Origin of the sequence: Streptomyces sp. NPDC058741 (assembly GCF_042746715.1) — a bacterium.
Lineage (GTDB): Bacteria > Actinomycetota > Actinomycetes > Streptomycetales > Streptomycetaceae > Streptomyces.
Map to the genome: position 1 here is coordinate 30206 of NZ_JBHYQH010000022.1, position 12382 is coordinate 42587.

At 74.6% G+C, this 12382-nt stretch carries 11 protein-coding genes and 5 pseudogenes; 10 read left to right on the forward strand and 6 right to left on the reverse strand.

The genetic code is table 11. The annotated features are described in order from the left end of the window. The first annotated feature begins 36 nt into the window (after positions 1–36). Positions 37–429, forward strand: a complete 393-nt coding sequence (locus ACFW6P_RS19205; protein ID WP_386354039.1) for a VOC family protein — start codon at positions 37–39, stop codon at positions 427–429. Positions 430–822: 393 nt separating this feature from the next. Beyond that, positions 823–1561 (forward strand): annotated as a pseudogene (locus ACFW6P_RS19210) (VOC family protein); the annotation flags it as partial. Between the two features lie 144 nt (positions 1562–1705). Here the strand turns inward: ACFW6P_RS19210 and ACFW6P_RS19215 are convergent. Beyond that, entirely contained in the window at positions 1706–2251 is a 546-nt protein-coding gene (locus tag ACFW6P_RS19215; RefSeq protein ID WP_386354139.1) for a MarR family winged helix-turn-helix transcriptional regulator, read from the reverse strand. 188 nt (positions 2252–2439) lie between these two features. Next, positions 2440–2865 (reverse strand): annotated as a pseudogene (locus tag ACFW6P_RS19220) (FUSC family protein); the annotation flags it as partial. A 304-nt stretch (positions 2866–3169) separates the two neighbouring features. Between ACFW6P_RS19220 and ACFW6P_RS19225 the strand changes: the two are divergent. From ACFW6P_RS19225 to ACFW6P_RS19245, 5 genes are all read left to right on the forward strand, one after another. Further along, positions 3170–3733 carry a DUF5134 domain-containing protein gene (locus ACFW6P_RS19225; RefSeq protein ID WP_386354041.1) on the forward strand — a complete coding sequence of 188 codons (564 nt, stop codon included), beginning with the start codon at positions 3170–3172 and terminating at the stop codon, positions 3731–3733. Between the two features lie 131 nt (positions 3734–3864). After that, complete coding sequence (locus ACFW6P_RS19230) at positions 3865–4800, forward strand: M56 family metallopeptidase (RefSeq protein ID WP_386354043.1); 936 nt, start codon at positions 3865–3867, stop codon at positions 4798–4800. Positions 4801–4879: 79 nt separating this feature from the next. Continuing rightward, entirely contained in the window at positions 4880–5575 is a 696-nt protein-coding gene (locus tag ACFW6P_RS19235) for a phosphatase PAP2 family protein (RefSeq protein WP_386424210.1), read from the forward strand. Between the two features lie 9 nt (positions 5576–5584). After that, positions 5585–6274: an HAD family hydrolase gene (locus tag ACFW6P_RS19240; RefSeq protein ID WP_386354047.1), complete on the forward strand. Its 690-nt coding sequence runs from the start codon at positions 5585–5587 to the stop codon at positions 6272–6274. A gap of 187 nt (positions 6275–6461) precedes the next feature. After that, positions 6462–7148: a TetR/AcrR family transcriptional regulator gene (locus ACFW6P_RS19245; RefSeq protein WP_386354049.1), complete on the forward strand. Its 687-nt coding sequence runs from the start codon at positions 6462–6464 to the stop codon at positions 7146–7148. Here ACFW6P_RS19245 and ACFW6P_RS19250 read toward each other — a convergent pair. Beyond that, positions 7136–7549 (reverse strand): annotated as a pseudogene (locus ACFW6P_RS19250) (hypothetical protein); the annotation flags it as partial. The gene ACFW6P_RS19245 and the pseudogene ACFW6P_RS19250 sit on opposite strands and share 13 nt — an antisense overlap. Positions 7550–7631: 82 nt before the next feature. Beyond that, positions 7632–8084 carry a DUF6214 family protein gene (locus ACFW6P_RS19255; RefSeq protein ID WP_386424212.1) on the reverse strand — a complete coding sequence of 151 codons (453 nt, stop codon included), beginning with the start codon at positions 8082–8084 and terminating at the stop codon, positions 7632–7634. A gap of 211 nt (positions 8085–8295) precedes the next feature. Between ACFW6P_RS19255 and ACFW6P_RS19260 the strand changes: the two genes are divergently transcribed. After that, complete coding sequence (locus tag ACFW6P_RS19260; RefSeq protein ID WP_386354053.1) at positions 8296–9630, forward strand: FAD-dependent oxidoreductase; 1335 nt, start codon at positions 8296–8298, stop codon at positions 9628–9630. Between the two features lie 83 nt (positions 9631–9713). Here ACFW6P_RS19260 and ACFW6P_RS19265 read toward each other — a convergent pair whose 3' ends face one another. Further along, entirely contained in the window at positions 9714–10064 is a 351-nt protein-coding gene (locus ACFW6P_RS19265) for an ArsR/SmtB family transcription factor (RefSeq protein ID WP_386354055.1), read from the reverse strand. Between the two features lie 120 nt (positions 10065–10184). Here ACFW6P_RS19265 and ACFW6P_RS19270 point away from each other — a divergent pair, with 120 nt between their 5' ends. Then, positions 10185–11264, forward strand: a complete 1080-nt coding sequence (locus tag ACFW6P_RS19270) for an NADH:flavin oxidoreductase/NADH oxidase (protein WP_386424214.1) — start codon at positions 10185–10187, stop codon at positions 11262–11264. Positions 11265–11285: 21 nt separating this feature from the next. Here ACFW6P_RS19270 and ACFW6P_RS19275 read toward each other — a convergent pair. After that, positions 11286–11426: pseudogene (locus ACFW6P_RS19275) on the reverse strand (cellulose binding domain-containing protein); the annotation flags it as partial. Between the two features lie 335 nt (positions 11427–11761). Between ACFW6P_RS19275 and ACFW6P_RS19280 the strand changes: the two are divergent. Continuing rightward, a pseudogene (locus tag ACFW6P_RS19280) lies at positions 11762–12221 on the forward strand (IS110 family transposase); the annotation flags it as partial. Between the last annotated feature and the right edge of the window lie 161 nt (positions 12222–12382).

Here is a 12382-nt window from a genome sequence, read left to right on the forward strand (position 1 = left end):
AGGGACGAGCGTAACCCTCCCACTAGGCTCCCGTGCATGGTGCATGTACTCAGCAGCCGCATCCTGCTCCGCCCCTCCGACCCCGAGAAGTCCCGCGCCTTCTACGGCGAGCAGCTCGGCCTCGCCGTCTGCCGCGAGTTCGGCACGGGCCCCGAGCGCGGCACGGTCTACTTCATGGGCGGCGGGTTCCTGGAGGTCTCGGGCCGGGCCGAGACGCCCCCGGACCCCGCCCTACGGCTCTGGCTCCAGGTCGACGACGTGACGGCGGCACAGGAGGAGCTGCGTGCGAAGGGCGTCGCGATCGTGCGGCCCCCGGTGAAGGAGCCGTGGGGGCTGGTCGAGATGTGGATCGCGGACCCGGACGGGACACCGGTCGTGCTGGTGGAGGTACCGGCGGACCATCCGATGCGGTACCGGCCGGGGCTCTGAGGCGGGCCGGCCGAGGTCTCTGCGGGCGGTGCTCCGGCCCCGGTCGGTGCGGGTGAGTTCACGGAAGCCCGCGTCCCGCGGCAGGGCGCGCAGGGCGCCGTCGCAGGCCTTTCCCTGGGCGGCGAGCCGGTCGGCGGTGCTCAGGCGGAGCCGGGCGACGCCGCTCAGGCCGGGCAGGTCGACGGCCCGCGCGAGGAGCCGGTGTCCGGACCGGTGCCGTACCGCGGGGGTCTACGCGCAGGCCGCGCCCCGCGGGTGCGGGACGGGACGAGCGCGGGTCGGCGGAGGGCGGCGCCGGCGCGGCACACCGCCGGTTGCGCCCGGATGGCAGGCGCCCCGGGCCGCGGCTTGGCGTGCTGGAGGGGGCTGCTCGCCGCTCGCGGGAGCAACGCCGTGAAGCTCGACACACCGGTGACCGGCAGGTCCTGCCGGGTCGAGCCGGGGACCAGCGACCTGGAAACGGCCCTGCGGTTCTGCACGCGGGTGTTCGGCTGGCGGCCCGGGACCGACCCGCGTCAGGAGACGGGCGGCTACACGGTCGCGCACCTCGCCGGACGCGGCCGTGGCCGCCCTCGCCCCGCTGTACCAGCCGTCGCAGCCGGTCGCCTGGAACGCGTCGTCCGCGGTGCCCGACGCGGACGCCACGGTCGAGAGGTGACGGCGGCGGGCGGGACGATGCTGTTCGGGCCGGTGGGCGTGTCCGACGTCGGCCGCCTCGCGGTGGCCGCCGACCCGGGCGGCGGGGTCTTCCAGCTGTGGCAGGCCGGGGCCTTCCCGGGTGCCGGGCTGTTCAACGGGCCCGGCGCGCTGGGCTGGGGGGAGCTGTTCACCCGCGATCCCGCACAGGCCGTGGCCTTCTACACGCGCGTATCTGGACGGCCGGCGCCGGGGAGCGTTACGCGCAGTGGGGCGTCGACGGCGCCGACCTCGGCGGCGCGGTGACGATGGGCGACGAGTTCCCGCCCGAGGTTCCGGCGCACTGGCTGCCGTACTTCGCGGTGGGGGACGTCGACGCCGCGACGGCCGTCGTCCAGCGGCACGGCACGGTCCTGATGGTGCCGACCTCCGTGCCCGGCGGCCCGCTCATCGCGGTGCTGCGGGATCCGCAGGGGCGATGTTCGGGGTGTACCGGGTGACGAGGCCTGGGGCTCCTTGGAACACAGGTAAGTCCCGGGGAGCCCCTTGGAGCTCGGTCAGCCCGGGGAACCAAGGGAGCCCGGCGAGCCAGGGGAGCCCGATGAGCTCGGTCAGCCCGGATAACGAGGCCATGAAGGGCTCAAGCCCGCAGCGCGCCCAGCCTGCCCTCCAGTTGGCCCAGCAACTCCCCCAGCAGGGCGGAGAGTTCGCCCTGCTCGGGGCCGTCCAGACCGGACAGGACTGCGGTCTCGTAGGCGAGCTGGGCGGGCAGGATGCCGTCGACGAGGTCGCGCCCGGAGTCGGTGAGGCGGAGGTGGGCGACGCGGCGGTCCCGGGTGTCGCCACGGCGTTCGACCAGACCGCGCTCGGTGAGCTGCCTGACGCGCTTGGTGACGGCGGCACCCGAGGAGAAGGTCTCGCGGGCCAGCTCCCCGGGCGTCAGCTCATGACCGGTCCGGCGCAGCGCCCCGAGCAGATCGAACTCCGGACGGCTGAGCCCCGCCCTCCGCAGCGGCGCGTCCTCGGCCTGCTGGAGCAGCGCGGCGCAGCGGTTGAGGCGTCCGATGATCTCCATCGGCCCGGTGTCGAGCCCGGGGTGCACGGCCCGCCACTGCCGGACGACGGCGGCGACGGTGTCGCCGCGCCGCCCGCCGGCCGGGTCCTCGCCGGCGGTCCGTCCCTCCAAGGGGTCCTCCGCGGCTGCGGAGACGCCGGACTGCGGGCCCGCCGCGTCCGCCGGGCCCCCGGCGCGCGGGGCATCGCCGTCCCCGACGTCCGCTCCGGCCGCGGACTCGTCGGCCGGGGCCACGTCGCCTCCCGGCCGCGGGTGTGGCCCCGAGACGCTCCGCATCGGCGGTGGTCCATCCGTCGGCGTCATGGCCGTGCGTCCTCCGTGTCTGTGTCCGGGCTCCGGTCCGGGAGCAGCCCCTGGCGTCGTGCCGTAGCGGCGAGCGTACGGTGTCCGGACTGCTCGGCGAGCACGACCCGCTCCTCGGGCAGGGCCCGCTGCCGCCATGCGCCGGCCACGGCGTCGGCGGTGGCGCGGAGGCCGGCGAGGGCGGCGGCGAGACAAGGGCGGGCGGACTCCAGGGCGGCCGGAGCGGGGTCCGGACCGGCCAGCGGCCGGGCGGCGTGCTCGCGGGCCCGCTCGGCGGCCGTGAGGGCACGCTCCACCCGGTCGCCCGCGCGGCGGTCGGTGACGGCCACGGCTGCGGCGAAACCGACCAGTGCCCCGACGACCGCGTCCACGACGCGCTCGGTCATCAGCTCACCGGGCTGCTGGTACCCGGCGACCTCGGTGAAGGGGCGGGGCGATCGCCGCGCCGACGCTCAGCGCGGGTTTGAACCAGATGTCCGGGGGCCGCCCGAGACGCAGCACACCGGCCAGTGGAAGACGCCGGGCGGGCGGGGGCACGGGGGCCGGATCGGGGGTCGCGCTGCTCATACGACACAACCTCAGCAGGTGTTGCACTCGTGAAGCATCTCGCGCGAAGCCGCTCTCACCCGCTGTGCTCCGGCCCACGCTCCCCGTGTACTCCTCTGCGCTCGCGTGCGCGCCGCGTGGCCCGGGCATCGAATGACCGACTCGAGCGGGGAGGTGCGCGTGCACGGTCCGGCTTCGTCCGGCTGGCTGCTGGTGGCGCTCTGCGTGATGACCGGCGCCGTCTGCCTGGCGCGGATGCGCAGCGGTCCGCGCCGGCAGCGCGGTGCTGCGGGCGGCGAGGCGCTGATGAGTTTCGGGATGGCCGCGATGGCGGTGCCGGCGGTGGTGTTCACCCCGCCCTCGTGGGTCTGGGCCGGGTACGCGGTGGTGTTCGGTGCGGCGGGCGTCCACGCGCTGTGGTCGGCGCGGGCGGGGACCGCTCCGCACGCGGCGCACCGTCTCCATCATCTGGTGGGGGCCGGGGCGATGGTCTACATGTCCGTCGTCATGGCCGCCGGCCCGGCGCACGCCCACGGCCGGGGCGGATCGGGAGTCCCGCTCCTGACGGGGGCGCTGCTGCTCTACTTCGCCGGATACGTGCTGCTGAGCGGCGTCCGGCTGGTGCCGGTGGCGGCGGTGGCGGGCAGTGGTGCCCCGGGTGCGTTGGGCGACCGGCCGGAGGTGGTCCGGGCCTGCCGGCTGTCCATGGGGATCGCGATGGTGGCGATGCTGCTGACGCTGTAGCGGGGGGTGCGGGCGGAGCCCGCCGGTCTCGCCGCGCCCGCTGCGGCGTCCGTTGCGGCGTCCGTTGCCTGCGTCACTTCGGCGCCGGGAGCCGTAACCGTGGGCGGCCCCGCGCTCATAGGCTGCCCCCCATGATGCTCCCCGCGGCGCTGCTGCTGCTCGGCACCCTCACCGCCGTGGCCGGTCCCCGGCTGCTCGCACGGGCCGACTGGCCCGACCGTGAGCCGGTGGTGGCGCTGTGGATGTGGCAGTGCGTGGTGGCGGCCGTGCTCGTGTGCTGTGCGCTGTCGATGGCGCTCAGCGCGGCGGCGGCCTGGCACGTGGTCGCGGGACAGCTCTTCTCGACGGCTCCGAGCGCCGTCGTCGAGGCCTACGTCATCGGCACGGCCGGCCCCTGGGCGGCGACGACGGCGGTGGCACTGGCCTGCGGCGCGCTGTGGAGCGCTGCGATGCTGGTCCGCGAGGCCGTCCGGGCCCGGGCCCGGCGCCGCAGCCGGCGCGCCGACCTGCTGGAACGCGCCCCGCTGCTGCCCGGCGAAGTGGCCTTGTCCGGCCGGCTCGTCGTGCTGGAGAGCGACCGGCCCGACGCCTGGTGGCTGCCCGGTACCCCGCCGCAACCGGTCGTCACCACGGCCGCGTTGCGGCGGCTGGAGAGCCGGCAGCTGGACGCGGTGCTGGCGCACGAGCAGGGCCACGCGCGGGCCCGGCACGACTGGCTGCTGACGTGCTCCTCCGCCCTCGCCGGCGGATTTCCGCAGGTGCCGGTGTTCGCCGCGTTCCGCGACGAGATGCACCGTCTGGTCGAACTCGCCGCCGACGACACGGCCTCCCGTCGCTTCGGCCGTCTGACCACGGCCCTGGCCCTGGTCGAACTGAACGAGCACCGGGGCGTCTTCGGCCCCTGCCCGACGCCGCAGGCCCATGTCCCGGCCCGGGTGCACCGGTTGCTCGCTCCCCCGGACCGGCTGACCGCGGCCCGGCGCCTGCGCCTCACGGCGGCGGCCGCCCTGGTGCCCGTGGTGCCGGTGCTGGTGGCCTTCGTACCGGGGCTGCGGGCGCTGGGCTGACGGCGCGGGTCCGCCACCGCGCGGCCGAAGATCGTCCGCGTGCTGGATACTCACCCCCCGGTTCGGCGAGGATCGCGGTATGCACACCCCGTCCGTCGACTCCCCGCCCCGTCCGGATCACCGCACAGCCGCCGGGCTCACCGGCGTCCTCGCCGCGTGCTCGATCCTCCTGCTGACGCTCGTCGCGGCGAGATGGAGCCCGTTGATGAGCGCGGACCGGGACATCGCCGCGACCACGCACCACTGGGCGGTCGACCAACCCGGCATCACCCAGGCGTGCCGCGTCCTGACGGACTGGGTGTGGGACCCGTGGACCATGCGCCTGTTGTGCGCCGTGGTCGTGGTGTGGCTGGTGGTGCGGCTCGCGGCTCGCTGGACGGCGGTGTGGCTGGCGCTCACCGTCGCGCTGGGCTCGCTGCTGCAGCAGGGCGTCAAGGCGGCGGTGGACCGCCCGCGCCCGGTGTGGCCGGACCCGGTGGACTCGGCGCACTTCGCGGCGTTCCCCTCCGGCCACGCCATGACCGCGACGCTCGCGTGCGGCCTGCTCCTGTGGCTGCTGCACCGGCACGGCGTCACCCCCGTCGTGTGGCGCACGGCGCTGGCCGTGGGGATCGTCTCGGTGGTCGGTGTCGGGCTGACCCGCGTCTGGCTCGGGGTCCACTGGCCGACGGACGTGGTGGGCGGCTGGCTGCTGGGCGCGACGGTGGTGGCCCTGGCCGTGTGGGTGCACGGGCTCCGGCCGCAACGGGCCCCGCAGGACGCCGGGGATTCGTAGGATCTGCCCATGACCGCCGCGCTGTTCGACTTCTCCGGGACCCTCTTCCGGGTCGAGTCCACCGATTCCTGGCTGCGCGGCACCCTCGCCGCCACCGGAGTCTCACTGACGGAGGCGGAGGTGACCGCCGCCGCGCGGGCGCTGGAGGCCGTCGGTGCGCTGCCGGGCGGCGGCGACCCCGCGCGGGTGCCGGAGGAACTGGCCGCGACCTGGGGCGTGCGGGACAGCAGCGCCGCCCTGCACCGGGCCGCCTACACCGGACTGTCCCGGCAGGTCACGCTGCCCGACCCGGCGCTGCACGACGCGCTGTACGACCGCCACATGACCCCGGCGGCATGGGCCCCGTACCCGGACGCGGTCGAGGTGCTGCGCACACTGCGGGACCGTGGCATCCCCGTCGGGGTGGTCAGCAACATCGGCTGGGACCTGCGCCCGGTCTTCCGCGAGCACGGCCTGGACCCCTACGTCGACGCGTACGTCCTGTCGTTCGAGCACGGCGTCCAGAAGCCCGATCCCCGGCTCTTCGCCACCGCCTGCGAGGCGCTCGGCGCCGATCCGCGACGGACGCTCATGGTCGGCGACGACCGCCGGGCCGACGGCGGCGCGACCGCCCTGGGCTGCGCGGTGCACTTCGTGGACCACCTGCCCGCGAGCGCCCGGCCGGACGGGCTGCGGCCGGTCCTGGACCTGGTGGGCTGAGAGGGCGCGCCGCGCTGCGGTGGCCGGCCATCCACCGGCGGGACGGACGGCCGGCCGACTGCTCGTCCGCCTCGGACGATCCCCCGTGTCGCCCGAGGCAGACGGCATCTCCGGCCCGGGCCGCACGGGCCGGGCCGGAAGCTCCGAGTATAGTTGGCTGGCAGCCAGTCAACGCAGGAGTTACAGCATGTCCCCGCGCACCGCCTCGGTCAACGAAGAGTTGCGGAGACGTTCGAAGGAGCGGCTTCTGCAGGCTGCGGTCGAGCTCGTCGGCGAGCGCGGTTTCGAGGCGACGACGCTCGGCGACATCGCGGACCGGGCGGGTTCGGCACGCGGGCTGGTCTCGTACTACTTCCCGGGCAAGCGCCAGCTCGTGCAGTCCGCCGTGCACCGGCTGATGCACCGCACGCTGGAGGAGGCGCTGGAGCGCGAGCCGCCCGCCGAGGACGGGCGGGAGCGGATGGCCCGGGCCGTCGACGCGATCCTGGGCCTGGCCCGGGATCACCCCGTGCTGATGCGCCAGCACATGGCCGGGCTGTTGCAGGCCGAGGGCTTCGTGCCCTGCCCCGAGCAGCGGCGGCTGGCGGAGCTGCTGCGGGACACCGTCGTACGGCACGGCTCGCGGGACGTCGACCAGGACTACCCGATGCTGCGCGCCCTGCTGATGGGCGCCGTGTACGCGGCCCTGGTGCCGGGGGCGCCGATGCCGGTGCCGGTGCTGCGGGCGGAGCTGTTCAAGCGCTACCGGCTCGACACGGAGCTGGGTGTCCCGCCGGGGGCCGGGGCCTCCGGCGGGACGGGCGACACGGACGTGTCGCGGTTCTTCGCCACGGGGGCCGCACCGCGCTGCGGCCCACCGGTTCAGTCGAGGTAGTCCGGCTGCGTCTGCACGTTCAGCTCATGCATCCGGACCCAGCGGGCCGGTGCCGTGCGCCGGTCGTCGATCTTCAGGACGTCGAAGCCCCGGGCGATCTCGTTCGAGTAGATGTGGCCGTTGTAGTAGGCCGACCAGGAGCCGCCCGTCCTGATCGTGTCGGTGGTCAGCGGGCCGCGGTCGAAGTAGGCGATCTCCTTCGGATCGGCGGAGTCGGTGAAGCCCCAGACGGAGACGCCGCCCCGGTACCAGGCCTGGACCATGATGTCCCTGCCCTTGACGGGGATCAGCGAGCCGTTGTGGGCGACGCAGTTCTCGGTGTCCGCCTGGTGGCGGGGGATCTTGAAGTGGCTGCGGAAGACGAGCTTGCGCCGGTCGCCCTTGCCGATGATGTCGTTGATCGGACCTCAGGGGGCCTGCTTCGCCGGGTGTGTACGTCGAGCGGAGTGTGGTTCGGACCCGCGCCCGGCCTGGCCGCCCCTCTCACCGCCGGGCACGGCGCGGGGGCAGCAGGCCCGCGTCCCGGGCCCGGCGGATCAGGCGCAGCGAGGTGCGGCGGCCGTGCCCGGTCGCGCCCATCACGGCGAGGACCGGGTCGGTGCCGTGCCGCTGGGCCGCGCGGTACTCCTGCGCCACCAGCCGGCACCCCTCCTCACCGTGCGGCCAGGCCGGCCGGGCGCGGCGGCCCTGTCCTCCGCCGTGCCCCGGTCCGGTGCCGCACACGTCGGCGATCGCCTCCTCGATCCAGGCGGCGAGCACGGCCAGGTCGTCCAGGGACAGCGCGGGCTGAGCGCGCACCTCCTCGACACAGACGCTTCGGCCGGTCACGAGGGCCAGTGCGTCGACGCGTGCGCCGTCGGCGAAGGCCAGCCGGAACTCGAACCACCGGGTGGCCGACTCGTTCTCCCGCACTTCCCACGCGGGCCGCACGGACACCGCGCCGTCCGCCGGAGAGCGATCAGAAAGTTGAAGAATGGATGCTTCCAGCACACACGGAACGTAACCGCATGATCACATTCCCTCCAGATCGGACACGCACCCCGGGCGGAGCAGTGCACCCTGTCAGCGGAGCCGGGCCGGTGCGATGCTGGAGGCGTCAGCGCTCCCCAGGGATCCGTCGGGTTCTGCCCGGGTGAGGAGTTCCGCCGTGCTGCGCGTCGCCGTCGTAGGCTCCGGGCCGAGCGGGTGCTACACCGCGCAGAGCCTGGTCCAGCAGGAATCCGGGGTGCGGGTCGACGTCCTGGACCGGCTGCCGTGCCCGTACGGCCTGGTCCGCTACGGCGTGGCTCCCGACCACGAGAAGATCAAGTCGCTGCAGAACAACCTGCGCGCGGTCCTGCGGCACGACCGGGTCCGGTTCCTCGGAGGGGTGCGGGTCGGCCCCGGCGGGGTACCGGTCGCGCGGCTCGGGGAGCTGTACCACGCGGTGGTGTACTGCGTGGGTGCCGCCACGGACCGGCGTCTGGGCGTTCCGGGTGAGGACCTGCCGGGCAGCTGGTCGGCGACCCAGTTCGTGTCCTGGTACAGCGCCCATCCCGACTCCGTGGACACCGGGTTCCTGCGGGACGCCCGTTCGGCGGTGGTGATCGGCGTGGGGAACGTCGCCGTGGACGTGACCCGGATGCTCGCCCGGGGCCTCACCGAGCTCCGCCCGACCGACATGCCTCAGGCGGCGTTGGACACGCTGGCGGCGAGCCGGGTGAGCGAGATCCACATGGTGGGCCGCCGCGGCCCGTCCCAGGCCCGCTTCACCACCAAGGAGCTGCGCGAGCTGGCCACCCTGCCGGAGACCGGCGTCGCCCTGGATCCCGCGGACCTGGCGGCGGACCCGGGGTACGCCGACCCGGCCGGGCTGCCCACGCCGCAGCGCCGCAACGTGGAGGTCCTGCGCGGCTGGGCCGAGACGCCGCCGAGGAGTGCGGCCCGCCGGATCCACCTGCGCTTCTTCCTCCGCCCGGTCGAACTGCTCGCCGAGCGCGGCCGGGTCCGCGCGGTCCGCTTCGAGCGGACCGCACCGGACGGGCACGGCGGCGTGACCGGCACGGGCCGGTACGAGGAGATCGAGGCCCAGCTGGTGCTGCGCTCGGTGGGCTACCGCGGGGTGCCTCTGGAAGGCCTCCCGTTCGACGCGGCGACCGGCACGGTACCGAACCGGTTCGGCCGGGTCCTGCGCGAGGGTGCCGTCCTGCCGGGCACGTACGTGGCCGGCTGGATCAAGCGCGGCCCGACGGGGGTCATCGGCACGAACCGGCCCTGCGCCAAGGAGACGGCGGCATCGCTCCTGGAGGACGCCCCCGCGCTCAGGAAGAGGCCCGTGCCCGACGACGCCCTTCCGGCCCTGCGCGCGGCGGGCGCCGACCCGGTCGCCTGGGCGGGCTGGGAGTCGATCGAACGGGCGGAGGCGGAACTGGGCGCCTCACTGGGCCGCGCGGTGGTCAAACTCCCGGACTGGCCGTCCCTGCTGAGGGCCGCCCGCCCCTGAGAGCCGCCGCCGGACCCCGTCCGCCCCGCAGAGCGCGGGACGCAGCACGGGACCGCGCGGCAGCCGCCCGCGGCCCGGCCCGTTCAGCCGCTCCCCCGGTCGGCCTGCCGCTGCGCCGCGCCGAGCAGTGCGTCCAGCAGCCCCGGGAACAGCTCCTCCAGGTCGTCCCGCCGCAGCCCGTTGATCTTGGACGTCCCCCGGTACACCTGCCGGATCACCCCGCTCTCCCGCAGCACGCGGAAGTGGTGCGTGGTGGTCGACTTGGTGACCGGCAGCTCGAACTCCGAGCAGGACAACTCGGCCTCGCGTGCGGCGAGTTCCCGCACGATCTGCAGCCGCATCGGGTCGGAGAGCGCGTGCAGCACATCCTCCAGCCGGATCTCGTCACGCACGGGATGCGGCAGGTCGCGGCTGCTGACGGCGGGGGCGGTCACGGCGGACTCCACTTCCTCGGGGACCCCTATAGTACGAGAACCCTCGTAGTTTGACATCCACCGTACTACGATGCCTATCGTACGAGTCGACCTCGGCCCCCGTGACGATTGGAGTCTGCCGTGACCGCGCTCTTCGAGCCCTGGACCCTGCGTGATGTGACGATCCCCAACCGCGTGTGGATGCCTCCGATGTGCCAGTACTCCGCGGCGCCGGAGGGCCCGCGGGCCGGCGCTCCCACGGACTGGCACTTCGCGCACTACGCCGCCCGCGCGACCGGCGGCACCGGCCTGATCATCGTCGAGGCCACCGCGGTGTCCCCGGAGGGCCGGATCTCCCCGTACGACCTGGGCATCTGGAACGACACCCAGGTCGAGGCGTTCCGCCGCGTCACCGCCTTCCTCGCCGCGCAGGGCACGGTGCCGGCGATCCAGCTGGCGCACGCCGGCCGCAAGGCCTCGACGGAACGCCCGTGGAAGGGCGGCGCCCCGGTCGGCCCGGAGGCCCACGGCTGGGACTCCGTCGCGCCGAGCGCGATCCCGTTCGACGAGCGGCACCCGGCCCCGGCCGAGCTGACCGTCGATCAGATTCGGAAGGCCGTCGAGCAGTTCGCCGCCGCGGCCCGTCGCGCCCTCGCCGCCGGGTTCGAGGTCGCCGAGATCCACGGCGCCCACGGCTACCTGATCAACGAGTTCCTCTCCCCGCACTCCAACCACCGCACCGACGCCTACGGCGGCTCGTACGAGAACCGCACCCGCTTCGCACTCGAAGTCGTCGACGCCGTACGGGAGGTGTGGCCGCAGGACAAGCCGCTGTTCTTCCGCGTCTCGGCGACCGACTGGCTCGACGAGGGCGGCTGGACCCCGGACGACACCGTCCGCCTCGCCGCCGACCTGCGCGAGCACGGCGTGGACCTGCTGGACGTCTCCACCGGTGGCAACGCCTCCGGCGTCCGCATCCCCACCGGCCCCGGCTATCAGGTCCCCTTCGCCGCCCGGGTGAGGAACGAGACGGCTCTGCCCGTCGCCGCGGTGGGGCTCATCACGGACGCCGAGCAGGCCGAGAAGATCGTGGCCAACGGCGAGGCGGACGCCGTCCTGCTGGGCCGGGAGCTGCTGCGCAACCCGTCCTGGGCCCGGCACGCGGCCCGGGAACTCGGCGGTGAGGTGCGGGTGCCGGAGCAGTACCACCGATCGGTCTGAGCCTGCTCCCTCCCGCGTACGTCAACCGGCCGCGCACGCCGTCCCGTTGAGGGTGAACGCGGCCGGAGCGGCGCTGTTGCCGCCGTGCCCGGCCTGGCAGCCGACGCCGACACTCGCGCCCGGCGCGATCGTGCCGTTGTACGACGCGTTCGTCGCGATCACCCCCGAGTCATGCCGGATCACGAACGTCGAGCCTGGCAGCACCCCATCCCGGGCCGCAGAACAACTCTCACAGTCATGTTCTCCGCGGTCCTGCAACGGGGCCGCCGGCCTCCGGGCCCGGCATGGCTGCGTCCCCCTTTCGAAACGGATGACCTGGGGAGTGGTGTCCCCTGGCCCGGGAGGCGCCGTCGGAGACGCTGATCAGAGGTCCGGCCGCCACCCGGTCCGGCGCTATGCCGGACAGCTCGCGGATGGCAGGTCCGCACAGCGTGGATGCGCGCGTACGACACCGACGCCGAGGCCGGCACCGTCAACACCCCTTGGGAAGGGGCGCGATGTCCGAGCCCGAAGACGTGGGCGTGTTCCTGGGCCTGGATGTCGGCAAGAGTGCCCACCACGGCGCGGGCTGACCGCGGCCGGGAAGAAGGTCTTCGACAGGCCGCTGCCCGACAGCGAGCCCAGGCTGCGAGCCGTCCTCGACAAGCTGCGCGACAAGTTCGGCACTGTCCTGGCGATCGTCGATCACCCCGCCTCGATCGGCGCCCTGCCGCTGCCCGTCGCCCGCGACGCCGGCTGCCAGGTGGCCTACCTGCCCGGGCTTGCCATGCGCCGGATCGCCGATCTCTACCCGGGCGAGGCCACGACCGACGCGAAGGACACCGCGGTCATCGCGGACGCGGCCCGCACCATGCCGCACACCTGCGGTCCCTGGAACTGCCCGACGAGATCACCGCCGAACTCACCGTCCTCGTGGGCTTCGACCAGAACCTCGCGGCCGAGGCACCCCGCACGTCCATCCCGGCGGGCGCTTCGCACGGCAGCTCGCGTCGTGCGCCCGCACGCCCACGCGCACGTGTACCGGCCCGGTCGTCCGGGAGGGCTCGGAGAACGTCGATGTGCTCGGCGCGCCGCGGCACTGAACCGCGAACCGGGCTCCGCCGAGGGGCCGGACCGGT

Excerpts from the sequence above, each read along its gene's own strand:
- ACFW6P_RS19205 (WP_386354039.1), top strand. The coding sequence starts at position 37 with ATGGTGCATGTACTCAGCAGCCGCATCCTGCTCCGCCCCTCCGACCCC.
- ACFW6P_RS19230 (WP_386354043.1), top strand. The coding sequence starts at position 3,865 with ATGATGCTCCCCGCGGCGCTGCTGCTGCTCGGCACCCTCACCGCCGTG.
- ACFW6P_RS19235 (WP_386424210.1), top strand. The coding sequence starts at position 4,880 with ATGCACACCCCGTCCGTCGACTCCCCGCCCCGTCCGGATCACCGCACA.
- ACFW6P_RS19240 (WP_386354047.1), top strand. The coding sequence starts at position 5,585 with ATGACCGCCGCGCTGTTCGACTTCTCCGGGACCCTCTTCCGGGTCGAG.
- ACFW6P_RS19245 (WP_386354049.1), top strand. The coding sequence starts at position 6,462 with ATGTCCCCGCGCACCGCCTCGGTCAACGAAGAGTTGCGGAGACGTTCG.